At 44.0% G+C, this 25,365-nt stretch carries 21 protein-coding genes; 16 read left to right on the top strand and 5 right to left on the bottom strand.

What is annotated here, in order from left to right; genetic code table 11:
- Positions 1-2 precede the first annotated feature (2 nt).
- Entirely contained in the window at positions 3-2,546 is a 2,544-nt protein-coding gene (locus tag AS29_RS08685; protein ID WP_035404943.1) for a glycoside hydrolase family 31 protein, read from the bottom strand.
- Positions 2,547-3,003: 457 nt separating this feature from the next.
- On the opposite strand from AS29_RS08685, the gene AS29_RS08680 reads away from it, so the two are divergent.
- Entirely contained in the window at positions 3,004-3,834 is an 831-nt protein-coding gene (locus AS29_RS08680; protein ID WP_035404942.1) for an aldo/keto reductase, read from the top strand.
- A gap of 44 nt (positions 3,835-3,878) precedes the next feature.
- On the opposite strand, the gene AS29_RS08675 is transcribed toward AS29_RS08680, so the two are convergent.
- The gene (locus AS29_RS08675) at positions 3,879-4,769 is read right to left on the bottom strand and encodes an RluA family pseudouridine synthase (RefSeq protein ID WP_035404941.1); all 891 of its coding nucleotides are present in this window, start codon (positions 4,767-4,769) and stop codon (positions 3,879-3,881) included.
- Positions 4,770-4,916: 147 nt separating this feature from the next.
- Between AS29_RS08675 and AS29_RS08670 the strand changes: the two genes are divergently transcribed.
- Complete coding sequence (locus AS29_RS08670) at positions 4,917-5,318, top strand: DUF5365 family protein (RefSeq protein WP_035404940.1); 402 nt, start codon at positions 4,917-4,919, stop codon at positions 5,316-5,318.
- 75 nt (positions 5,319-5,393) lie between these two features.
- A complete protein-coding gene (locus AS29_RS08665; protein WP_035404938.1) occupies positions 5,394-5,588 on the top strand; it encodes a hypothetical protein in 195 nt (64 codons plus the stop codon).
- Between the two features lie 153 nt (positions 5,589-5,741).
- On the opposite strand, the gene AS29_RS08660 is transcribed toward AS29_RS08665, so the two are convergent.
- A complete protein-coding gene (locus AS29_RS08660; protein ID WP_035404936.1) occupies positions 5,742-6,212 on the bottom strand; it encodes a thioredoxin family protein in 471 nt (156 codons plus the stop codon).
- 1 nt (position 6,213) lies between these two features.
- Complete coding sequence (locus AS29_RS08655; protein WP_035404934.1) at positions 6,214-6,645, bottom strand: disulfide oxidoreductase; 432 nt, start codon at positions 6,643-6,645, stop codon at positions 6,214-6,216.
- A gap of 160 nt (positions 6,646-6,805) precedes the next feature.
- Between AS29_RS08655 and AS29_RS08650 the strand changes: the two genes are divergently transcribed.
- The 10 genes from AS29_RS08650 (at position 6,806) to AS29_RS08605 (ending at position 19,849) form a co-directional block, all read left to right on the top strand.
- Entirely contained in the window at positions 6,806-7,807 is a 1,002-nt protein-coding gene (locus tag AS29_RS08650; protein ID WP_035404932.1) for a LacI family DNA-binding transcriptional regulator, read from the top strand.
- A gap of 12 nt (positions 7,808-7,819) precedes the next feature.
- Entirely contained in the window at positions 7,820-9,502 is a 1,683-nt protein-coding gene (locus tag AS29_RS08645) for a glycoside hydrolase family 13 protein (protein ID WP_035404930.1), read from the top strand.
- A 125-nt stretch (positions 9,503-9,627) separates the two neighbouring features.
- Entirely contained in the window at positions 9,628-10,056 is a 429-nt protein-coding gene (locus AS29_RS08640) for a CBS domain-containing protein (RefSeq protein ID WP_035404928.1), read from the top strand.
- An 88-nt stretch (positions 10,057-10,144) separates the two neighbouring features.
- Positions 10,145-10,813, top strand: a complete 669-nt coding sequence (locus tag AS29_RS08635) for an HAD family hydrolase (RefSeq protein ID WP_035404927.1) — start codon at positions 10,145-10,147, stop codon at positions 10,811-10,813.
- 50 nt (positions 10,814-10,863) lie between these two features.
- Positions 10,864-12,408 (top strand): bifunctional GNAT family N-acetyltransferase/carbon-nitrogen hydrolase family protein, encoded by a 1,545-nt coding sequence (locus tag AS29_RS08630; RefSeq protein ID WP_035404925.1) that lies wholly within the window; start codon positions 10,864-10,866, stop codon positions 12,406-12,408.
- Positions 12,409-12,525: 117 nt separating this feature from the next.
- Positions 12,526-13,092, top strand: a complete 567-nt coding sequence (locus tag AS29_RS08625) for a glycerol-3-phosphate responsive antiterminator (protein WP_035404923.1) — start codon at positions 12,526-12,528, stop codon at positions 13,090-13,092.
- Positions 13,093-13,506: 414 nt separating this feature from the next.
- Positions 13,507-14,322 carry an MIP/aquaporin family protein gene (locus AS29_RS08620; RefSeq protein WP_035404921.1) on the top strand — a complete coding sequence of 272 codons (816 nt, stop codon included), beginning with the start codon at positions 13,507-13,509 and terminating at the stop codon, positions 14,320-14,322.
- Between the two features lie 24 nt (positions 14,323-14,346).
- A complete protein-coding gene (gene glpK / locus AS29_RS08615) occupies positions 14,347-15,837 on the top strand; it encodes a glycerol kinase GlpK (protein WP_035404920.1) in 1,491 nt (496 codons plus the stop codon).
- 157 nt (positions 15,838-15,994) lie between these two features.
- Positions 15,995-17,653 carry an FAD-dependent oxidoreductase gene (locus AS29_RS08610; protein ID WP_156505906.1) on the top strand — a complete coding sequence of 553 codons (1,659 nt, stop codon included), beginning with the start codon at positions 15,995-15,997 and terminating at the stop codon, positions 17,651-17,653.
- A 447-nt stretch (positions 17,654-18,100) separates the two neighbouring features.
- Positions 18,101-19,849, top strand: a complete 1,749-nt coding sequence (locus AS29_RS08605) for a phospho-sugar mutase (RefSeq protein ID WP_035404916.1) — start codon at positions 18,101-18,103, stop codon at positions 19,847-19,849.
- 460 nt (positions 19,850-20,309) lie between these two features.
- On the opposite strand, the gene AS29_RS08600 is transcribed toward AS29_RS08605, so the two are convergent.
- The gene (locus AS29_RS08600; RefSeq protein ID WP_051860539.1) at positions 20,310-21,518 is read right to left on the bottom strand and encodes an IS4 family transposase; all 1,209 of its coding nucleotides are present in this window, start codon (positions 21,516-21,518) and stop codon (positions 20,310-20,312) included.
- Positions 21,519-21,973: 455 nt separating this feature from the next.
- Between AS29_RS08600 and pepF the strand changes: the two genes are divergently transcribed.
- The 3 genes from pepF to AS29_RS08585 all read left to right on the top strand — a co-directional run bounded on the left by pepF (position 21,974) and on the right by AS29_RS08585 (position 25,339).
- A complete protein-coding gene (pepF, locus tag AS29_RS08595; RefSeq protein WP_035404914.1) occupies positions 21,974-23,887 on the top strand; it encodes an oligoendopeptidase F in 1,914 nt (637 codons plus the stop codon).
- Between the two features lie 281 nt (positions 23,888-24,168).
- The gene (locus tag AS29_RS08590; RefSeq protein ID WP_051860538.1) at positions 24,169-24,720 is read left to right on the top strand and encodes a signal peptidase I; all 552 of its coding nucleotides are present in this window, start codon (positions 24,169-24,171) and stop codon (positions 24,718-24,720) included.
- A 22-nt stretch (positions 24,721-24,742) separates the two neighbouring features.
- Entirely contained in the window at positions 24,743-25,339 is a 597-nt protein-coding gene (locus AS29_RS08585; RefSeq protein ID WP_035404912.1) for a CalY family protein, read from the top strand.
- Positions 25,340-25,365 lie beyond the last annotated feature (26 nt).

Here is a 25,365-nt window from a genome sequence, read left to right as displayed (position 1 = left end):
GATTAACGGATATTTACATCTCTCTTTTCACCAGCAGGGATGTTAACGTAAAGCGTCTTAGTCTTCTCATCGAAGAAGTAAGTGCGGCTTGCGTTTGTCATCTTATCCATTGTGTTTACAGCTTTATATTTTTTCATTCCAGCTGTTACTCTTCTAGGATTCTCTGCATTGTGAAGTTTAAGTGTGTACTGCTCAAGTTTTGAATCTTTGTAATTCGCTGCAAGTTTGTCTTGGCTGAATGTAACGTTGTGCTTGCCTTTGCGTTCTACAGTGAGTTTCGTTTCGTTGAATTCACCTTTTTTCTTGGCATCAAGTGTAGCAGCATCATCCTCATAGAAGCTGTATTCAGCTTTCTTGTCAAGGTATGTGTCGAGTACAAGGTTTTCAAGCGGTTTTTCGCCAGTGTATTGCTGTACGTCACGTGTTGGAATCATGGAATCCACTTTCACGAACATTGGCATTTCGTCAAGCTTTCCACTTACATGGATCGTACGACCGCCTTCATATTCTTTTCCAGAAACATAGTCGATCCATTTGTGGCCTTCTGGAAGGTAAACGTTACGGGAAGTTTGTCCTTCTTTTACAATAGGTGCAACCATCAGAGAATCACCGAACATGAATTGATCTGCGATGTTGTAAGTGTTTTCGTCTTCCTGGAATTGGTACACAAGCGGCTGCTGAACCGGCTTACCTGTCTCAGAAGCATCTTGGAACGCGTTGTATAGGTATGGAAGCAATTTGTAACGCTGTTCGATGTACTTTTTGCTGATTGCTTCAACTTCTGGTCCGAATGCCCATGGCTCTTGACCTTGTTTAACTTCAGACTTTTTGTCACTATCGTAATGGATACGGGCAAATGGATACAGAGATCCAATTTGAATCCAGCGGGCATACATTTCTGCTGTAGGACGTTTAGCAAATCCGCCGATATCTGTTCCAACGTTTGGCACACCGGACATTCCGATGTTCATATGGCTTGGAAGGGACATTTGCAGATGCTCCCATGTACTAACTGTATCGCCAGTCCATAGTGCTGAATAACGCTGAGTTCCAGCATACATATCACGAGTCAGTACGAATGGACGCTCGTTTGGTTTGTGCATGGCCCAAGCATTATAAGTAGCCTCTGCTTCGTCATGGCCGTAAATATTGTGGTACTCAGTGTGAAGAATTTTGTTATCGTCGTATCCGAAATAAGAATCAAGCGGCATTGTATGATTATGCTTTGCATCGTCAAGGAATACAGCTGGTTCATTCATGTCATTCCAAACTCCGTCAATACCTTCGTCAAACAAGGCGCTGTGGTTTTTCGTCCACCAATCGCGAACTTCCTGTTTGGAGAAGTCTGGGAATACGGAATCTCCAGGCCAAACAGGTCCAACGAATGGAGTACCGTCTGCATTTTTAGCCCAGTAATCGTTTTTAGTGCCTTCTTGGTAAGACTTATTGTTTTCATCCACTTTTACAGCTGGATCATTGATTGCTATAGTATGGAAACCTTCCATAGCTTCAACTTGTTTTAGAGCATCTTTGAACGTGTCGTTCCATGTGAATACGCGGAATCCATCCATATAGTCGATGTCAAAGTGCATAGTGTCTACTGGAATTTTTTTATCACGGTAAGTTTTTGCTACATTCACGATTTCATCTGCATTGTATTCCCACTTACTTTGGTGAAGTCCCATGGACCATTCAGGAGGAAGTTCGTGCTTTCCTGTAAGCTGAGTGTAGCGGTCAACCACGTCAGAGATTTCAGGACCATTCATGAAGTAGTACGTCAGATCTCCTCCGTTGGCGTAGAAGTAATAGTAGTCATCAGATTCTGAAGCCATTTCGTAGTATGAACGGTGAGTGTTATCGAACATAATTCCGTATGCTTTTTCATTCTTAAGACCAATAAAGAAAGGGATGCTTGTGTAGATGTATTTTGTATCTTTATCATATCCGTAAGCATCTGTATTCCACATTCCGATGCTTTCGCCTCGCTGATTCAAGTTCAGTCCAGCTTGCTCGCCGAAGCCGTAGAATGCTTCATTTTTATCGGTTTTTTTGTAAACGTAAGGTTTTCCGTTTTCATAGCCGGATGTGCTTCCGTTTTCCATGTAATCTTCATTAATCACGTTTCCTTTGTGATCCATGAATTTTACGCCGAATGTATCCTTTTTAATATGAATAATAAGTTCTTTTGTTCTTAGCTCGTACACATTGCCTTTATCTTTGGCTGTGAATCTTGGAGTCTTCCAATCTTTCTTTGCGATTCCGCGGGAAGTATACTCCTCTTTTCCTTTTTCAAGGATGGATACCTTCGCAAGATCATCTGCAAACAGACGAATATATGCGTCTTTGTTTCCAAGGTCAAATTTCACCCCGTTGTCTAGCTTTTCGATCCCTTTAACTGATAGCTTTTCCAGCTTGTCTTTCGCTAGGGGTGTATCTGCTTCTGGCTGTGTAACAGCTTGTGCGTTAGGAGCAAGAGCTGTTGCTGCCATTCCCATTGCAAGGGAAGCGGAGATAACTCCTTTAATGATGCGTTGTGACTTTTTCATCTTCCACCTCGTTAAAAAGATTTTTGTGAACCGTGACGTAAGTGCACCGTAGCACAAGTCAAAATATAGACTCTATTACATAATTGCGCAATCCAATAAATGTATATATATATGAGCGAAATCTAACATGCCATTGTACCTTTAACCCTTATAATTAAAGAGATTGCAAACGTTTTTCAAAGAATACGGAACCAGTTCCGTATCCAATTGAAAATAAACCGATATGTCTAGACAAGTTCCTTGTGTAACACAACGTAGAGCAATAGTCCTCTTTTGTGTAATAAAAGAAATATTTTCGATACTTCTATTGTTAGATAAGGGGTCTAACGTAAATGAAAAGTAAAAATAAGATATAAATCTATTTTTCTAAATATTCGACGAGCATCATTTTTGATATTTCTATTTCGATAAAGGATAATTAAAAACGAAATCTGGTAAGGGAAGGGAGCTAACTTAAATGGTTAAAAGTTTACAAGAAACAACCACACTTCATAATGGAGTGAAAATGCCATGGTTCGGTCTTGGTGTTTGGAAAGTTGAAGACGGGAACGAAGTGGTAAGCTCCGTAAAAGCTGCCATTAAAGCAGGATACCGCAGCATTGATACTGCAGCGGCGTATAAAAATGAAGAAGGCGTTGGACAAGTGATCAAAGACAGCGGTGTTCCCCGCGAAGAACTCTTCATTACAACAAAATTGTGGAATGCAGATCAAGGGTACGATTCTGCATTGAAAGCATTTGAAGACAGCATGGAAAAATTGGGACTGGATTACTTGGATCTCTATTTAATCCACTGGCCTGTTGAAGGGAAATACAAAGATTCCTGGAAAGCGATGGAGAAGCTATACAAAGACGGCAAAATTAAAGCGATCGGCGTGAGCAACTTCAACGTCCACCATTTGGAAGATTTAATGAAGGATGCTGAAGTGGTTCCGATGGTTAATCAAATTGAGTTCCATCCGAAGCTTTCACAGGAAAAAGTCCGGGCATTCTGTAAAGAGAATGGCATTCAGGTGGAAGCATGGTCTCCTCTAATGCAAGGACAATTATTTGAGGAACCGGTTTTGAAGGAAATTGCTGAAAAACATGGCAAGTCCGTGGCACACGTTATTCTCCGCTGGGATATTCAAAGCGGTGTCGTAACCATTCCTAAATCCGTGAAAGAACACCGCATTCAAGGAAATGCAGATATCTTTGATTTTGAACTGACTCAAGAGGACATGGAAAAAATCGACTCGCTGAATGAAGATAAGCGGGTAGGTCCAGATCCTGATAACTTTGATTTTTAAAAGTATGAAAACCGCCCCGCTTCAATTGAAGCAGGGCGGTTTTTTTAAGGTTCCCAGCGTTTCATGTCAGCAGGAAACGGAGCGGTTAAATCGATTTTTTCATTTGTAATAGGATGGTGAAAGCGGATGTGTGCTGCATGCAGTGCTTGTCTTTCTATTAAGTGAGAAGGATCTCCGTACAGCCTGTCTCCAATGATCGGGTTCCCGATATAACTTAGATGTACCCGGATTTGATGGGTTCTCCCGGTTTCAAGCTGAACCTTTAATACGGCTCCGGAAGAACTGCTTTGCACCATTTCATAATGGGTAACAGCAGGCTGGCCTCCGGTGGATACCCTTCTTTTAGAAGGGTGATGGCGATCCTTGCCGATTGGCTGGGAAATCGTTCCTTTCTTAGGTCTTGGCACCCCTTGAACAGCAGCAACATAAGTGCGGGAAATGAAATGCTCCTGCAGGGCCTTATCCATAATAGCTTGGGCAAGTGCATGCTTCGCAAATAAAATCGCCCCTGACGTATCCTCATCAAGCCGATGAACATGGCGAACCGCAGCATCCTCTCCCTGCATCATATAGTAAAAAGCAAGAGCATTCGCAAGTGTGCCGGTTTCTCCAGGAGAATTCGGGTGGGTCTTCATGCCTGCCGGTTTATTGATAGCAATGATATGATCATCTTCAAACAAAATATCAAGCTCCATGAATTCTGAAACGATATCATTTTTCTCAGCCTTAAAAACCTCAAGGCTGACAATGTCGCCATTATGGACGAGCGGATTTTCCGCACTAAGAATTGTTCCATTAACCTTTAAGCCGTTTGCTTTCCGGTAATGATGAATGACTCCTTTTGACGCACCGGCTGTTTGGATCAGGAATTCATTCACATATACAGGTGCAAGATCAGTGACTTTATACTCCAGCCATGTACCTCGTTTTTTCATCCATTTTCCCCTTATCTTAGCAGTTTCTAGAGTGAGTATACCGGACAAAACCACCTCACGGCAAACGAGGAAACACTTACCTGTCTTTTGCCGCTCGGTCCTATGATATTCTAATGTTACGAAAAGTCGCTTCAAAGGGTGGGGTATATGAAAATCGTATCGGCATCAACAAATGAACAGGAACAATTCATCGAAGAGCTGGTTGAAGAAATGTACAAAGAAGTGTTTCCAATCTACTTCTCTGATGAAACTATCGTAAAACTTGAAAAAATGTCCGTGCTGAAACCAACGGAAGAAACCATTATCTATAATGGCACGTTAAAAGAAGCATTTGAAATTATGTCAAGCCTGCAAACCTTAATCGCCGTTCTTAAACAAGCAGACGAGGAAGAAAAACAAAAATATGCGGGACTGTACGACCGAAACCGTGAAATACTCAGGAGTTATGGCTACAATCTCCCACTGAACATGAGCGATTTTCTAACCGCCGGCATCGAGCGGGATCTTTTCAGCTGCTACACAAGATCCGCCAATAATTATCTAATATGATGAAAAGCTCTCTTCCGGTTGGGGAAGGGGCTTTTTTTATTGGGACTTTGGTGAGGAAAGTGGGAGAGGAAGAGTTTGGCTGGAAGGAAGGATGGAGGAATCGGCTGGAAAAATAAGTTTGGCTGGAAAGAGCGGTGGAACGGCCGGAAAGTGGGGGAACCCGGCTGGTATCAAGGGAGGAACGGCTTGAAAATGGAGCGAGTCGGCTGGAAAAATAAGTTTGGCTGGAAAGAGCGGTGGAACGGCCGGAAAGTGGGGGAACCCGGCTGATATCAAGGGAGGAACGGCTTGAAAACTAAGCAAATCGGCCCGAAAACCAAGTTCTGCCCAAAACCCAAGTACACCCCGAAAAACAAAATTCCCCCCCTCAATCTAACCTCCTCCAATCAAATCAAAAAACAGCCCGCTCAGCACGGGCTGTTTTCATTTAGCTGACCATTCTTTCAATAGCGCTTCCAGCTCTTCTTTTGTTTTTTCGCCTTCGGAAGCAGCTGCTTCTTTACCGTCTTTATAGTGGACGAGTGTTGGCGTTCCGGTGATGCCGTATGTGTCCCAGTAGTCTGGGAATTCTTTCAGGTTAAACTGATCAATGTTAATGTTCATGTCTTTAGCAAGCGGCATAAGAACTGGGGTTGTACGCTTGCAGTGCGGACAGTCGGAAGCGTAGAAGTAGACAATGAAGTCGTCGCCGCTTTTAATTTTTTTATCGAGTTCGTCTGGCAGGATGTTGTTTTGATAGTTGGGGTCATCCAGCAGGGCTTCGGTGGATGGATCCAATGTGGTCTTTCCGTATGGATTGTTTTTAGCAGTTTCCTGTTTTTGATAGTTTGTGAAAAAGGCTAATGCCCCGAATAGAACAATAAAAATAGCGGCGAAAATTAGGACTTTTTTCAAGTTAGCGACCTGCCTTTCTGATTTTCAGAATCATAATGCTTGAGATGATAATCATTGTAAAACCGATTAAGGCAAGGAATGGAATGGTGATGAAACCGAGCCAGTTAATGTATTCGCCTGTGCAGGGAATTCTTCCGCAGGATCCTGCGTGATTTGCCAAAAAGGGTATTTTCTGCAGGCTGTAATGATAGATGGAAATAAGTGCGCCGATGCTTGAGAGAATCAGGCTATATAGAGCGACGCTATAGTCTTTCTTCGCTATAGCGATTCCAAGTATAATGACTTGGGGATACATGAGAATTCTCTGATACCAGCATAGATCGCATGGAACAAAACCGACGATTTCAGAGAAGTACAGACTGCCAAGAGTGGATACGAATGAAGCGATCCAAGCAAATAAAAGCCAATTTTCTAATGATTTATTTTCAGGCATAGAGGTCTCCTCACCAACAGTATTAGACAAGAAAATTATAGTACAGGGATAAGAAGATTGTAAACACAGATTCTTCTTGAATGTTGACAACGTTTTCACAAGTGAACTACAATGAAAATATGACGTAAACGTTTACGTGCCAAAAAGGAAGTGCTTTAATTTGAGACCAACGATCAAAGATGTAGCCAGGGATTCAGGGGTATCTGTTGCAACTGTTTCCAGAATTGTGAATGGGTTACCCGGCTATTCACCTGAAACAAGGAAAAAGGTGATGAAGGTTATAGAAGATCTCGGCTATAAGCCAAACGCAGTGGCAAGGAATTTAGTTAGCAGAAAGACGAGTACAATCGGCGTTTTGCTGCCGCAGCTGTCTAGCCATTTTGCAGCCAAGCTGCTTCAGGGGATTGAGGATGAGGCCCATAATCGGCGCTATAGCGTAGTAGTCTGCAATACCGATTCGAACGGAAAAAGAACGCAGGATTACTTGGAGCTCTTAAGGGAGAAACAAGTGGAAGGCATTTTATTCGCCAGTGAATTATTAACGGATGAATATGCCGAAACGCTGCAGGGATTTGGTATTCCCGCGGCTGTTATCGCTACAACATCCCATGTGCCTTCTATCCCTTTTATAAAAGTAGATGACGAAGCGGCATCCTATTCAGCTGTCCAATTCTTAATAGAAAATGGCCACCAAAGGATTGGGATGATCAGCGGAACGAAGCATGACCCGATTTCCGGGATCCCAAGGATTAAGGGCTTGAAAAAAGCGTTTAGTGAGAATGGTATTCCTTTTGAGGAAGAGCTCATTGAATATGGTGATTTTGGTTTTAGAAGCGGGTATGAAGCAATGGAACGGCTTTATCGGAGTAATCCGGAGCTAACCGCTGTATTTGCAGCTAGTGATGAAATGGCGCTGGGCATTTTATCTTTCTGCTATGAAAAGGGAATGAAAGTGCCGGATGATTTATCGGTTATCGGCTACGATGATACGGACATAGCGACGATGTCCATTCCTCCCCTGACGACAGTACACCAGCCTATTCAGGAGATGGGTACGGATGCGGTTCGTATGCTTATGAAGATGATAGATGGAAATCAGCCGGAGAGCAGGTTTATGGCTTACAGGATTACAGAGAGAAATTCAGTGAAAAATCTGACTTAGGAGTTGGGAGTTATGGAGAAAAATTGGTGGAAAGAAGCCGTTGTTTATCAAATTTATCCGCGCAGTTTTATGGATAGCAATGGAGATGGAATCGGCGATATCAAAGGCATCATTTCCAAGCTTGATTATTTGAAGGAACTGGGTGTGGATGTAGTATGGCTTTCTCCAGTTTATCAGTCGCCGAATGATGATAATGGCTATGATATCAGTGATTACCGCAGGATCATGGACGAATTCGGTACGATGGATGACTGGGATGAGATGCTGAAGGAAATGCATGATCGAGGGATAAAGCTTGTAATGGATCTGGTTGTTAACCACTCTTCGGATGAGCATGCCTGGTTTGCGGAATCCCGTCAATCGAAAGACAATCCATATCGGGACTACTACATATGGCGTCCCGGAAAAGACGGCAAGGAACCGAACAATTGGGAATCGGTATTTAGCGGCTCAGCATGGAAGTATGATGAAGCGACAGATGAATATTTTCTTCATCTGTTTTCAAAAAAGCAGCCGGACTTGAATTGGGAGAACCCGAATCTCCGCAATGAAATTTATGAGATGATGAAGTTTTGGCTTGATAAAGGGATTGATGGATTCCGGATGGATGTCATCAATTTTATTTCGAAGGAAGAGGGTCTGCCTGATGCGGACAATCCGGAAGGGAAGCCATTCGCACCGGGCGGGCAGCATTTTATGAATGGTCCGCGCATTCATGAATTTCTAAAGGAAATGAACAAGGAAGTTCTCTCTCACTATGATGTAATGACGGTCGGAGAAATGCCTGGTGTTTCCCCTGACGAAGGCATTCTTTATACAGATGCTGAGCGGAACGAATTAAACATGGTATTCCAGTTTGAACATATGGATCTTGATACGGAGCCAGGAAAAAGCAAATGGCATGTGAAGCCTCTGGATCTAAGGGATTTAAAGCATTCATTATCGCGCTGGCAAAAAGGGATGCAGGGCAAGGGCTGGAACAGTTTATACTGGAACAATCACGATCAGCCGAGAATTGTTTCCCGTTTTGGAGACGACCGCAGCTACCGGGTGGAGTCCGCGAAAATGCTTGCTACCTGTTTGCACATGATGCAAGGAACTCCTTATATTTATCAGGGTGAAGAATTCGGTATGACCAATGTTCGTTTTGATTCCATCCAGCAGTATAAAGACATTGAAACACATAATATGTATAAAGAACGTGTCATTGAGAATAAAGAGGATCCCGCAGAAGTCATGAATTCCATTTATATAAAAGGCCGTGATAACGCTCGAACGCCTATACAATGGGATGATTCTAAAAATGGAGGATTTACAGAAGGAACACCGTGGATAGAGGTTAATCCAAATTATAAGGAAATCAATGCCAAGGCAGCATTGGAGGATTCCGCGTCCATTTTCCACTACTATAAAAACCTGATCAAGTTAAGGAAGAACCATGAAATTATTGTGTACGGTTCCTATGAGCTGATTTTGGAGGAGGACCCGGAGATTTTCGCCTTTATTCGAGAATACAATGGGGAAAAACTGCTTGTTGCAGCAAATTTCTCGGGAAATAATCCAGAGTTTCGACTTCCTGAAGGTTTTGAACTTAAAGAACCGGAGCTGCTTGTTGCGAATTATGAAGGACAGCATGAAGGAACTTACGAAGGTTTTACAATGAGACCTTGGGAAGCAAGGGTATATAAATTCTAAAAGAACGGCGGACGTATAATGCGTTCGCCGTTTTTTTATAAAATCCTTTAGCTAATTGAGATTTTTTACTACACAATCTTAGCGTTGAAAATGCTCATACTAATTAGCGAAAGGGGAGGGTAATCATGAATAAAGTTAGCAGCATTATGTCAAAAAACGTAGCAAGCGTAACATCCAGCCAGTCCATTCAAGAGGCAGCTCAATTGATGAGCCAGCACAATGTGGGATCTATTCCGGTTGTGGAGAATGGCCAAATGAAGGGGATTATTACAGATCGTGATATTACGCTTCGAACAACAGCTGAAGGCAGAGACTCCAATACGAAGGTGTCAGATGTAATGACATCTCAAGTAGTTTCCGGCCGTTCTGACATGAGCTATGAGGAAGCATCCCAGCTAATGGCTCAGAATCAAATCCGCCGTTTGCCGATTGTTGAAAATAACAATCTTGTCGGTATGGTTGCCCTAGGTGATCTTTCCGTCAATCAGCTTTCAAATGAGTCAGCAGGAAGCGCCCTTTCAAACATCTCAAACCAGGATAATCAGCATAAGTAACAAAAGGAATTGGGTAGCCGGGTCTCCCGGTTATCCTTTTCTTTTTTTTGTGAAACGGTTCATAATATAGGGAAAGGAGCTGATTTTTTTGTATAAAGCGATTGTGTTTGATTTTGACGGTTTAATTTTGGATACGGAAACCCTTCACTACGAGGTGCTCCAAGAGATGTTTAAGGAGCAGGGATCCAGTCTTCCGCTTGAACTTTGGGTACAAGGGGTCGGCACTCAATCCGGATTTAAGCCATTTACATATTTGGAAGAACAGCTGAAAAAAAGCGTTGACCACAGCGCACTCCAGCAAGACAGAGAGAACCGCTTCAATGAACGAATCAGTAAAGAGCTCGCAAGACCGGGTGTGGAGGAATACCTGGCAGCAGCGAAGGAACTAGGCTATAAAATCGGACTGGCATCCAGTTCCAATTACAAATGGGTCAGCACTCATTTGAAAAATATCGGCTTATTCGAGTATTTTGAGTGCATCAGGACGAGTGATGATGTTGAAGAAGTAAAGCCTAATCCAGATCTGTATTTAAAAGCAGCTGAATGCCTCGGCGTCAAACCGGAGGAGTGCATTGCTTTTGAGGATTCTGTCCATGGGTCGGCTGCTGCAAAACGGGCGGGAATGGCCTGTGTGATTGTTCCGAATAAAATTACAGGCGGACTTGAGTTTGGAGAAATGGATCACCGTCTTGAATCGATGGCAGAACTGGAGTTCAAGCTGCTTGTTGGAAACCTGGAAAGCATAAAGAACGTTTAAAAAGGCGCTGATAGCGGGTAAATGATTCTAATGGTAAAGGAGATGTCGTCATGACCGAAAAATTGGACTTATCTAAATTCGAAAAGAAAATGATTATCCGCAATATACAGCATAAAGACATTGATGAAATCATTAGCATGCAGCGAAAATGCTTTCCAGGGATGGACCCGTGGAAACGGGAGCATCTTGAAAGCCATCTAGAACATTTCCCGGAAGGCCAGTTTTGTGCAGAATTTGAAGGACAGATTATTGGTTCGTGCTCCAGTCTGCTTGTAAACTTTGATGAATACGATGACCGCCATACTTGGGATGACATTACAGACAATGGGTACATCACCAATCATAATCCTGATGGCTATAACTTATATGGAATTGAAGTCATGGTTGATCCGGAATTCAGAAGGATGAGTATCGGCTACAGGCTTTATGAAGCCCGCAAGGAATTTGCCCGTCTTCAAAATTTAAAAAGCATCATTATTGGGGGCCGTATCCCCAATTTTCATAAACATGCAGGCGAGCTGACGCCGCGGGAATATGTGGAAGAGGTTATTCACCACCGCATCTATGACCCGGTGCTTTCATTCCAGCTAATGAATGGGTTCACTCTAATGAGGATCAATCCTAGCTACTTGCCGGATGATCAAGCATCGAACCAATATGCAACATTGATGGAATGGAACAATGTAGATTATCAGCCGAACACTAAACGGTATTATAAAACGTCATTCCCTGTCCGGATCTGTGTTGTGCAATACATGATGAAGCAAATTGAGTCCTTTGATGAGTTTGCGAAACAGTCCGAGTATTACGTGGATGTGGCCTCAGATGCGGATGCTGATTTTGCCGTCTTCCCTGAGCTTTTCACAACACAGCTTATGTCGTTTGGCCATGATAAAACGCCAAGCCAGGCAATCAGAAGGCTGACAGAGTTCACGGAGGATTACATTTCACTTTTTACAGACCTTGCGGTGAAGTACAACATTAATATTATCGGGGGCTCCCACGTGGTTGAAGAGGATGATGGTGATATTTATAATATCGCGTACCTGTTCAGGCGCGATGGAACGATTGAAAAGCAGTACAAGATTCACATCACGCCGAATGAACGCAAGTGGTGGGGAATTAGTGCCGGAGATCAGGTGAAAGTATTTGATACAGACTGCGGAAAAATAGCCATTCAAATTTGTTATGATATTGAGTTCCCTGAGCTCGCAAGAATCGCAACAGATATGGGGGCTAAAATTATTTTTACTCCGTTCTGTACAGAGGACCGCCAAGGCTATCTGAGAGTGCGCTACTGTGCACAGGCACGTGCAGTTGAAAATCAGGTATACACTGTCATTTCAGGAACGGTAGGAAACCTTCCGCAAACTGAAAACATGGACATTCAATATGCTCAATCTGCGATTTTTGCCCCATCTGACTTTGAATATGCCAGAGATGGGATTGTCGGAGAGTGCAATCCGAATATTGAAATGGTCGTAATCGGGGATGTTGATTTAGAAATTTTAAGAAGGCAGCGCCAATCCGGAACAGTGCGCCAGCTTAAGGATCGAAGACGTGATTTGTATTCATTGCAGTATAAAAATAGATAATGCAAAAAGTCCGCTGCAGCGGACTTTTTTCCTGTATTCCACCGGCATATGCTAAAATAAAAAAATACATACTAGAGGATACTTAGAAAAAGATAAGCTGGCAGGAGTGTGCGGGAAATGGGATTTGAAGGGCAGACGTTATTGCCTGCGATACGGAATATGAAGCAATTTGATCAGTTTTTAGGAAGCAAGTATCAATACGGGGTTCTGCTTGATACTCATCTGGGTCAGCTGAAAGGGATTGTGAAGGCTTCTGATCAAGCAGAGAAGAAGCTTTTGATTCATGTTGATTTGATTCAGGGCCTGAAGCATGACGAGTATGCAGCAGAATTTATCTCCCAGGAAATTAAGCCGGCAGGATTGATTTCGACAAGATCGAACGTTATTTCAAAAGCGAAGCAGCGCGGCCTGATTGCGATTCAGCGCCTGTTCCTGCTGGATACGAGCGCACTTGCGAAAAGCTTGGAGCTCATTCAACGGATGAGGCCGGATTTTATTGAGGTACTGCCGGGTGTTGTCCCGAATTTGATAGAAGAAATCCGGAAAGAAACCGATATACCAATTCTTGCAGGAGGCTTTGTCAAGACCGAGCAAGAGGTGCAAGCTGCTCTTAAAGCAGGTGCTGCAGCTGTAACAAGTTCAGAGACGGCACTGTGGAAAGAAATGGAGAAAAACTTAGGTTGAAACCTGGACCTGATCGTAAAGGTGCAGACAAAGTCACCATATTTCACCTTCGAAATGCAACAACAACTATTTGAAGGTGAAATAATCTAACGGCGCCAATTACTGCAGTTACATGGTATCGAGCATATCCACCCGGAATAAATGCAAGTCTCGGTGCGCGTTATGTGATAGATTTCAATTTATCAAAAGTTGGTCCAATAGTTCGACAAAAAATTACTCCAATCGCTTGACAACGCTTACAATAAGTTTTAATATTATGGACAAGTTAATTTATGTGACGGAGACGAGGAGATCCACAACTGTTCTTTACTTTTGTAAGGGGAGAGTTGTGGATTTTTTTGCTTAAATTTAATCGTTTATCTGTAAACGCTCTCCTCACCAATTGACTAAGACTTACACCATGGGGGGATTTAGATGTCTGCTTTTTTGGGTGAACTAATAGGAACAATGATATTAATCGTGTTCGGCGCAGGTGTGTGTGCAGGAGTCAATTTAAAAGGGTCATTCGCTGAAAACTCGGGCTGGATCGTTATCACGATGGGCTGGGGGTTGGGAGTCGCAATGGCAGCTTACGCAGTAGGCGGAATCAGCGGGGCTCATTTAAATCCTGCGCTCACCATCGGTCTTGCCTTAACAGGGGACTTCGCCTGGAATCTTGTACCTTCTTACATCCTGGCACAAATGATTGGGGCATTTATTGGGGCTTCTCTTATTTATTTTCATTACCTGCCGCATTGGCAAGAAACGAAAGACCCGGGAACAAAGCTTGGCGTATTTTCAACAGGACCGGCCATACCAAATGTTTTTGCTAATTTCATTAGTGAGGCACTTGGAACCTTCATATTGGTTCTTGGAATCCTTTCAATCGGAGCGAATAAGTTTACAGACGGATTAAATCCTCTGGTTGTCGGTTTTCTCATTGTTGCAATTGGTTTATCATTGGGGGGGACCACTGGATACGCGATCAACCCCGCACGGGATCTTGGCCCGCGAATTGCGCATTTTGTCCTGCCGATTCCTGGGAAAGGCGATTCCAATTGGCGTTATGCATGGGTGCCGGTTATAGGACCTCTTGCAGGAGGAGCTTTTGGGGCCGTGTTTTACAACTTCGCATTTAAGGGAATTATGAATTCATCATTCTGGATTGTAACCGTTATCCTGGCTGGACTTCTTGCAATAACTTATGCCATGACAAAACGGGGGAAAAGTACGGTAAGACAAACCGCTTAAAAATGCCAAAGGGAGGAAACGAAGATGGAAAAATACATTTTATCTCTTGATCAGGGGACTACGAGCTCGAGGGCCATTCTTTTTAACAAGGATGCAGAGATTGTCCACACAGCACAAAAGGAATTTACCCAGCACTTTCCGAAGCCGGGCTGGGTGGAGCATAATGCCAATGAAATTTGGGGCACAGTTCTTGCGGTTATCGCATCTGCTTTATCCGAATCAAACATTACGGCAGAACAGATTGCCGGAATCGGAATAACGAATCAGCGGGAAACAACTGTAGTATGGGATAAAAATACAGGACAGCCTGTTTACAACGCCATTGTCTGGCAATCCCGCCAGACGGTGCCGATATGCGAAGAATTAAAGGCTCAGGATTTGAACGATAAATTCCGTGACAAAACCGGACTCCTGATCGACGCGTATTTTTCCGGAACAAAAGTGAAGTGGATATTGGACAATGTAGAGGGTGCCCGCGAAAAAGCGGAAAAAGGCGATCTGCTTTTCGGAACCATTGATACATGGCTGATCTGGAAGCTTTCCGGCGGACAGGCGCATGTAACCGATTATTCCAATGCATCAAGAACCCTTATGTACAACATTTACGATTTGAAATGGGACGATGAGCTGCTGGAGATTCTCGGTGTGCCAAAATCCATGCTTCCGGAGGTACGACCATCCTCTGAAGTTTATGGTGAAACAGTTGATTATCACTTCTTCGGAAATAAAATTCCGATTGCCGGCGCAGCCGGAGATCAGCAGGCCGCCTTGTTCGGACAGGCATGCTTTGAAAAAGGGATGGCCAAAAATACCTATGGTACTGGCTGCTTTATGCTGATGAATACTGGCGAGGAAGCGATAAAATCTGAACATGGCCTGCTTACAACCCTTGCATGGGGGGTAAATGGAAAAGTAGAATACGCTCTCGAAGGAAGTATCTTTGTTGCGGGATCTGCTATCCAATGGCTGCGGGACGGATTGCGCATGTTCAAAGATGCGAGAGACAGCGAATCCTATGCATCACGAGTTGAATCGACAGATGGTGTTTATGTTGTACCAGCTTTCGTAGGACTCGGAACGCCATACTGGGACAGCGATGTGAGAGGAGCGGTTTTCGGGCTGACACGCGGAACGTCAAAAGAACATTTCGTGCGCGCAACCCTCGAATCCCTTGCCTACCAGTCGCGTGATGTTCTGGATGCGATGGAAGCGGATTCCGGGATCACTCTTAAAACGTTAAGGGTCGATGGGGGAGCTGTTAAAAACAACTTCCTTATGGAATTCCAGAGCAACATACTCGGCGTGCCGGTGGAACGTCCGGAAATCAATGAAACGACGGCGCTTGGATCTGCCTATCTGGCGGGACTTGCTGTAGGCTTCTGGAAGGATCAATCCGAGATTTCCGATAAATGGGCAATTGATCACACATTTGAGCCGGATATGGAAGAGAAAGATAGGGAAGAATTATACGAGGGCTGGAAAAAAGCAGTAAACGCTGCCAGGGCTTTCAAATAATTCAAACCTGTGCTATAATAAACTCAAGTTAATGACAGTACGGTTGGAGATAAGGAGAGACCGCAGCGCTAAAACAGTGGAGACATTGTTTTGGTTCGTTGCGGTCTCTTTTTTTGCGCCTTCATCTTCTGCCAAAAAATACAGGGAGGCTAACATGATGAGTTTTTCTAGTTTAGATAGAGAAAAGCAGCTTGAAAAAATGACAACGGAGCAATACGACCTGTTCGTGATCGGCGGAGGCATTACAGGTGCCGGCATTGCACTTGATGCGGCATCCAGAGGAATGAAGATTGGCCTCGCGGAAATGCAGGATTTCGCTGCAGGTACATCAAGCCGTTCGACTAAGCTTGTGCACGGCGGTTTAAGATACTTAAAGCAATTTGAAGTGAAAATGGTGGCGGAGGTTGGGAAAGAGCGCGCGATTGTTTATGAAAACGGACCGCACGTAACAACACCTGAATGGATGCTCCTTCCAATGCATAAAGGCGGTACCTTCGGAAAATTTTCAACAGGCATTGGACTTCGTGTTTATGATTTCCTGGCAGGCGTTAAGAAAAGCGAATGGCGCACAATGCTGACAGCGGATGAAGTACTGGAAAGAGAACCGCTTGTCAAAAAGCAGGATCTGCTTGGCGGAGGCCGCTATGTAGAATACAAAACAGATGACGCCCGTTTAACGATCGAAGTCATGAAAGAAGCCGTTCGATTCGGAGCAGAGCCGGTTAACTATGCGAAGGTCGATAGCCTCCTATATGAAAAAGGCAAAGTGATCGGCGTGAAAATTTTGGACGTGCTAACAGGCAAAACGTATGACGTCCACGCCAAAAAAATCGTCAATGCGACTGGTCCTTGGGTAGACGGTCTGAGAGAAAAAGATCATTCCAAAGAGGGCAAGCACCTTCAGCTTACTAAAGGAATTCACCTGGTATTCGATCAATCCCGGTTCCCATTGAAGCAGGCTGTCTATTTTGACACACCGGATAAACGGATGGTGTTTGCAATTCCGCGCGAAGGCAAAACTTACGTAGGAACGACGGACACCGTCTATAAAAGCGACATTGCGAAGCCGAGAATGACAGAGGCAGACCGCAAATACGTGGTGGACGCCATCAACTACATGTTCCCGAGTCTGGAAATTAAAGTGGAAGATGTTGAATCCAGCTGGGCAGGATTACGCCCGCTTATTCATGAAGAAGGAAAAGATCCATCCGAAATCTCCAGGAAAGACGAGGTTTGGACTTCCAATTCCGGCCTGATTACCATCGCAGGCGGGAAGCTGACTGGCTACCGGAAAATGGCGGAGCATATTGTGAACCTTGTAGCAGAACGCTTGAATAACGAAACCGGAAAAGATTTCGGCAAATGCAAAACGAAAAATATGCCTGTATCTGGAGGCCATGTAGGCGGCGCATCCAGCTTCCAGCAATTTAAGAAAGTCAAAACAGAAGCAGGACAAAAGCATGGATTAACTGAACAGCAAGCAGAGCGGCTTGCCCAGCGCTACGGTTCAAACGTGGACCAGGTGCTTGAAATCCTGGACAGTGTGAAGGACGAGGCAGCACGCCTAAACATTCCGGCTTACGTTCTTGCTGCTGCGGAATACGCAATCACGGAAGAACTTGCAGCAACACCGGCTGACTTCTTCGTTCGCCGTACCGGAGCCGTTTATTTCAATATTGATTGGGTTAGAAGCTATAAAGAACCGGTAATCAGCTACATGGCCAGCCGTCTGAACTGGACTGATGAGCAAAAACGGACGTATACAGAGCAATTGAACGAGCAGATTGATTATGCGGTCGTTCCGCTCGCAGAATAATGTTCAAATGCGACTGCCCCGGGAGACTGGGGCGGTTTTTTTTTCTGTGAATTGGGGAATGGGATAGATGTTAAAAAGATTGATTGTACCGGGTTTAATGGATGTTAAAAGCAGATCAGGGTTGAACAGGGTTTACGGGCACAAAGAGGTGGATCGCATGCCAGGTGGCATGGATTTTACGGGCGAAATTTTGTCGATAACGGGCACAAGCGTGTCGATAACGGGCACAAATGTGTCGATTACGGGCAATTCGACATATCCAGACAACGTTCGACTGACTGGATTCAGACTAATGCCCCACCCTAGTCAAAACCCGCCCCCATCATGTTTTTTATGATAAAATAAGTGAGATCATGCGCTTCTTTTTCAAGGAAAATTGCAGGAGAGAACAGCATGGATGGAGAAACCGTATAGAAGGATAAAACTTAGCACTTCAGGAGGTAAATGATGAACTGGACACAAAGCTATGAGCGCTGGAAGAACCAAACCAATCTTGATCCTGAATTATTGGATCTGCTAGTCAGTTTCAAAGATGATGAAAAACAGCTGGAGGATTGCTTCTACAAGGATCTTGAGTTTGGTACAGGCGGAATGCGCGGGGAAATAGGACCCGGCACAAACCGGATGAACATTTATACAGTTCGAAAAGCTTCCGAAGGCTTGGCAAAATACATAGAATCTTTCGGTGAGGAAGCGAAAAAGAGAGGCGTGGCGATCGCGTATGATTCCCGTCACAAATCTCCTGAGTTTGCGATGGAAGCAGCGAAAACGCTTGCGACTCATGGTATTCAAACATACGTATTCGATGAACTTCGTCCTACTCCTGAGCTGAGCTTCGCGGTTCGCGAATTGAATGCTTTTTCGGGAATCGTTTTAACGGCAAGCCACAATCCTCCAGAATACAATGGCTACAAAGTATACGGCGAAGATGGCGGCCAGCTTCCTCCTGCTGCGGCAGATGAAGTCATTGCAAAGGTAAATGAGCTTGAGGACGAGCTATCCATTGAGGTAAAGGATGAAGCAAGTCTGAAGGAAGCCGGGTTAATCAAAATCATCGGTGATGAAATCGATGAGAAATATACGCAAAAGCTGACATCTATTTCTGTAAATCCTGAGCTTTCTAAAGAGGTAGATGTGAAGGTCGTTTTCACACCGCTTCACGGAACGGCGAACAAGCCGGTGCGACGCGGACTCGCTGCACTTGGATATGAAAATGTAATAGTCGTGAAGGAGCAGGAGCTTCCTGATCCGAACTTTTCAACGGTTAAGTCTCCTAACCCAGAAGAGCATGCGGCATTTGAATTGGCGATCCGCGATGGAGAAGCAGCGGGAGCTGACATCCTGATTGCAACGGATCCGGATGCAGACCGCCTTGGGATTGCTGTTAAAAACGAAGCGGATGAATACGTCGTTTTGACAGGAAATCAAACGGGTGCGATTCTGCTTCACTACTTGCTGTCCGAGAAAAAAGCAAAAGGCATCCTTCCGGACAACGGCATTGTGCTGAAAACAATCGTTACGTCAGAAATTGGCCGGGAAGTTGCATCTTCCTTCAATCTTGAAACGGTCGATACTCTTACCGGGTTCAAATTTATCGGGGAAAAAATCCGTGAATACGAAGAGTCCGGCCAGTATACGTTCCAGTTTGGCTATGAGGAAAGCTATGGCTATTTAATCGGTGATTTTGCACGTGATAAAGATGCGATTCAAGCTGCATTGCTAGCTGTTGAAGTATGTGGTTTCTATAAAAAGAAAGGTATGACGCTGTATCAGGGGCTGCTTGAGATTTTCGCACAATACGGCTACTTTAAAGAAGGCCTGAAATCCTTGACGCTGAAAGGAAAAGAAGGTGCTGAGCAGATTCAGGACATCCTTGCTGCCTTCCGTTCGAACCCTCCTGCTGAAATCGCCGGCAAAAAGGTAACCATTGTTGAGGATTACAAAACCAGTGAAAGACAGCTGAACGTCTCCGGAGAAAAAGAAGAAATCGATCTTCCAAAATCCAACGTTCTTAAATACTTCCTTGAAGATGGCACATGGTTCTGCCTGCGTCCATCCGGTACGGAGCCGAAAATCAAATTCTACTTCGCTGTCAAAGGCACATCCCTTGAGGATGCCGAGCAGCGCCTTGCGCATGTTGAAAAGTCCGTAATGGAAGCGGTAGAAGAGATTATTACGAATAAAGCAGGCAAGTAATAAAGCACAAAAAACGCTTGGATTGAATCCAAGCGTTTTTTTGTGGGGGTTATCTGGCTGCAGCGGCGGCCAGGTGCCAGTCCCGTCATTCTTCACCGCATCGGGGGACAGAGACCATACCCGATGAGCCCTTATGCCCCAACAGTTTGCCTGAATGGTGCCGGAGCTTTAGTCCGGTAAAATTTAAGGGGACTGGCACGGTGCCAGTCCCCTCATTCTTCACCGCATCAGGGGACATAGGGCATGTCCGATGAGCCCTTATGCCCCAACGGTTTCCAGGATCGGTGCCGGAGCTTTAGTACGGTAAAATTTATGGGGACAGGCCCACTAGCGTTGCACGCAAGGGTTTAAATTGAATATATTCAATAATTTTACAGTTGATTTGATGAGAGGAATGAAAAAAGGAGAGTATGGACAGTAAATGACCTCGTTCCCATTTTTTAACTATTGAAAAACCTGCTTATTTTTTACCAGGGGCTTTATAGTGGGCTACGGTTCCAATGAACAATTCTTCCAGGTTGTCTGAGTGAGGCTGATCCGGTACTTTTTGCCTCCCTTTCGATTTCTTCTTCGGTCTCTTAATGGCCTCAATAACTTTACAAACCGGTTGAAACCAGTAACATTGTAAAATCCGGAAAAATTCCCATTGAGTATGAGAGGGAGACATCGTGATCCGCATCATCAAAGTTACAGCATACGCGATGAGGGCTAGGAACATCTGGTTCCAAATCCCTTGCGGTTTTTTACTCCAAACTTTCGTTAGTCTCAGGTGTCCCTTAATCCATTTGAAGAAAAGCTCAATCATCCACCGCTGCTTGTAGGTGTCCATAACTTCTTGATCTGTCAAATCAAATCGTGTGGTTAAAATCCGGTACACCCTTTCCTTTTCATCAATGAATTCTACATACCGAAGCGGATCTTCCGTTACCCCATAATGAATCTTTTCGTCTCGCAAAATCCTTGGGTGCGTGGTTTTGTAACTCTCCTGAGTATAGAGCCGGAGGTTCTTTCGGACCCGAGCAATGAATTTAATCTTTCTTTTTTGCCAATCCATGAGATTTTTAGTGGAAGGATAAGCTCGATCCATTAAATGCGTGACATTCGGGTCTTCAACCATATAAATACCGGTTTCCACATCCCCCACCTTGCCGGTGGAAGGAACAATTTTATCTGGAAAGACGGTGGTTGAGGAAACGACGTTTAATCGAGTGTGCATTTTTACCGCCGTGTGCCCTTTTGAAATGCGCGTCCATTTACAAAGTTGATGAGGCAGCCGCAATTCAGTTGAATCAACGATAGCGAGCCGGCCTACGTTTCGGTCGCTTCCCTTGCATTTTTTAGAAAGGAGTTTAAGTTTCTCGATGACCTTGACAAATAATTTCTGAACGAGCTCCGTTGGCAGATCATTAATTCGGCGGCTAAGCTGGCTTCCGCTAATTCCTTTTTTTATTCCCAAATGTTCGCGGAGTTCCGGATTTGCCCGGAGCTTCTCTTCCATCATAGAGTATGAATTCCACTGGTCTAGTTGGGCACAGACCATGATTTTCATGAGCGCACTGGTTGAAAGTTTATCCTTGTCGTAATCCAAAAGAGGACACTCAAAATCCTCCATTGGTAAGAGGGAGAGGCATTGACAAATAAGCGATAATTGACCTATACTTTTACTCACGGTTGAGCTCCTTTTCGTAGAGTTGGGAACAAGTATGGTCCCTTCTACATTAGGAGCTTTTTTGCGTTCTGTAAAGGATCTTTCTGTTTATTATCCATAATTTTCAAGTGGTGCATCGCTAGTGTGCCAGTCCCGTTATGCTTCACCGCAGCCGGGGACAGAGGAAGTGGACCGCGGAGCCAGATATACCAACCGTTTGGAGAGTTGGTGCCGGAGCTTTGGTTCTTTAGCAGAGTGAGGGACAGACCTCGCTCCCCGTCCCCCGCAAAGAGCTCTGGTAGTTAACACTTCCCCCACCCTCCACCGTTTGTAATAATTCCACCCATTTAAAGGAAACCTAAATAAAAACTCCAAAACCAAATAACTATTTTTTCAGAAAAGAAGGAATAATGTAAATTCTTGTTGAAATATAAGGGTGTTATAGAAAAATATACATAATTTGGAGGGTCTTTTTCATGAAAAAACAGCTTATAACAACTGTGGCAGCGGCTGCGATCGCCGTTTCAGCAGTGGTACCGTACAACGTACTTAGCACTCCGGTTGCCCATGCCGAAGAGCAAGCTAAACCGAATTACAAAAACCGCGATGAAATTCCAGTAGAGTATAAATGGAATTTGGAAGATATGTACAAATCCAAAGCAGCGTGGGAAGCGGATGTAAAGAAAGCCGAAGATCTGTCTGCGAAGTTCAAAAAGAACCACCAGGGCAAGATTGGGAAATCCGCTCTGAATCTTACAAATGCATTAAAGGACTATGCAGCGCTATCCGTTATTTCCGATAAAGCCTATGTTTACGCAAACCTTTCGTTCGATGTGAACCAGTCTAATTCGTCTCTGCAGGCTTTGACGGACCGTGCGGAAAAAATGTCCGCGAAGGTTTCAGCTAATACTTCATGGTTCAAGCCGGAAGTCGTCAGCATTCCGAAAAAAGAAATTGAACGTTTCCTTCGCAATAAAATGACGGCACCCTATAAATATTTCATTAAAGATATGATTCGCACGAAAGACCACACCCTCACAAAGCAGGAAGAAGAGCTGCTTGCGAAGGTATCTCCATTGAATGATACGGGTTCAGGTGTTTATGCGATGCTTGCAAAAGATGTGAAGTTCCCGATGATCAAGGACTCCAGCGGGAAGGACGTACAGCTGACACGTTCCAACTTCATTTCTTATATGGAAAGCAAGGACCGCAATGTTCGCAAGCAAGCGTATGAAGCGTATTATCAAACGCTTGGAAAATTCCAGGATTCGTTCTCGCAAACACTGACGGCTCAAGTGAAGAGCCATAATATCGGTGCTGAAGTGAGAAATTATAAATCTGCTTTGGAAGCGGCTGTTGTGCCAAACAATGTCCCGTCAAAAGTATATGATCAGCTGATTTCTTCCGTTAACAAAGGATTGCCTTTAATGCACCGCTATATGGAATTGAAGAAGAAAATGCTCGGAGTCGATGAGCTTCATATGTACGACATCTATACACCGATTGTGGAAGCAGACGAAACCTACATTCCATATGCAGATGCAGAGAAAATGGTGCTCGAAGGTCTGAAGCCAATGGGCGAAGACTATGTAAATACATTGAAAACAGCATTTGATCAGCGCTGGATTGACGTTTATTCTACCGATGATAAAGCAACAGGCGCTTACCAATGGGGTTCCTACGGTTCACATCCATACCTCCTGTTAAATTATCAGGGAACGAAGGATGACGTATCCACAATTGCCCATGAATTAGGACATGCCGTTCATTCCTACATGTCGAGCGAAAAACAAAATTATTTCAACTCCAACTATGCAACCTTCACAGCTGAAGTCGCTTCCACGCTGAATGAAGCCTTGCTCTGGAACAGTGAATATAAAAACGCTAAAACGAAAGAAGAAAAAATGTTCTTGCTGAATCAGCGTCTTGAAAACTTCCGTACGACGCTATTCCGTCAAACTCAGTTTGCTGAATTCGAAAAAGAGATTCATGAGCTGGACCAAAAAGGCGAAGCGCTGAACGCAGAAACGTATAAGAAAGTATACGGGGACATCAATAAGAAGTATTACGGAAAAGCGATGGCGGCGGATGAAGAGATCCCAATGGAATGGGCGCGCATCCCTCACTTCTATAACTACAATTTCTATGTGTATCAATACGCTACAAGCTTCGCAGCTTCAACGGCTCTGTCCAAGCAGATCACGGACGAAGGCGCACCGGCTGTTAAGCGCGTGAAGGATAACTTCCTGACTGCAGGCGGATCCTCCGATCCAATCAGCATCCTGAAGGGTGCCGGAGTGGACATGTCCACATCCAAACCGATTGATCAGGCGATGCAAGTGTTTGAGGAAACATTGAATGAAATGGAAAAATTGATGAACGAAAAGTAATGGATGAGAACCGGCTCTTCTAATAGAGCCGGTTTTTAGTTAGGTAATACCATGTCTAAAGAATCAAAATGCAACCAATTTTGTTCTTTATATAAAACAAAAGAAACGAAAAAATTATGAAAAAGTTAGAAAAATGAAGAAAAGCGAAGGAAACAACAGAGAATATTCGTTAAAAAGAACTTTTTGGTGCAAAAGACCACTTTCCGTTTTGTGGGTCATACGATATACTCAGTGTGTAAGGTTCTTTATCAAGAACACTTAAGAAGAAAGGCGCTGGACTTGTGAAAATCCAATTCGTAAAAAGATTTTTATGGGTCTTAATCATTACGCTCTCTTTGTTCTTTATTGGGAACAAACAAACGATTCTTCCCTATCAGATCAAAAATGTACTATCCGGTTCGATGGAACCAACCTTCTGGACAGGATCTGTGATCCTCATAAAAACCCCGGGCCCTAATGAAAAAATCAGCAAAGGGGACGTTATCACGTTTGAGGTAGAGAACCACGCCCTCATTACTCACAGAGTAGTGGAGGTAGTCAGGAAGGAAAACAGGGAGCAATACCGCACGAAAGGCGATAACAATGATGGCTCTGATTTGGAACAAGTAAAACCACAGCAAATAAAAGGCATCTATACAGGCCTAACCATTCCATTCCTAGGCTATCTATTCATCCTGGTAAATTCAAAATTCGGCAGCCTGCTGTTTATGGTCATCCCAGGAATCCTCCTACTCTATCTATCCATTAAACTCCTGAGAACCAAACCAAATGAACCGGTTGCAGGTAATAAGATTGATGCTTCTTCATTGAAGAAGTTCAATATAAAAAACTAAAAGGGTATGGGAGGAATTTTAAATGGCTTTCAGTAAAAAACTTGGTTTGGGTCTTGCTTCAGCTGCACTTGGTTTGTCTTTAGTTGGGGGCGGTACATATGCGTTCTTCAGTGATAAAGCGGATGCTTCCGGATCATTTGCTTCTGGAACTTTGGATTTAAATGCAAATCCTACTACTGTCATTCAAGTTGGCAACATTAAACCTGGTGATTGGATGAACCGTTCTTTCGAATTGAAAAATGACGGAACACTGGATATTGCCAAAATTCTTATGAAAACGGATTACACTTTAACAGATTGGAAAGGTGACAACGCTGGAGAGGATTTCGGGAAGCATATCCGCGTAAACTTCTTATTGAATAAAGATAAAGTCGATACAGTTGTTTGGTGGACGACACTTGACCAGCTCAAAAATATGTCTCCTGATGCCATTGATGGGAACTTCTTCTCTGAATGGTTTGGTGAAAAAGGCGGTAAATTGGCAGCTGGAACAACTGATGAACTAAAAGTTCAGTTCCAATTTGTTGATAACGGACAGGATCAAAACAAATTCCAAGGTGACCAGCTTCACCTTAAGTGGTCCTTCGAAGGAAAGCAAGGCGCTGGAGTAGAAAAATAATTTTTATAAAGGCAGGGAAGGCGGGG

The sequence above is a fragment of the Bacillus sp. SJS genome (assembly GCF_000732485.2).
GTDB classification, from domain to species: Bacteria; Bacillota; Bacilli; order Bacillales; family Bacillaceae; genus Metabacillus_B; species Metabacillus_B sediminis.
This window is presented reverse-complemented; position numbering and strand designations above follow the sequence as displayed.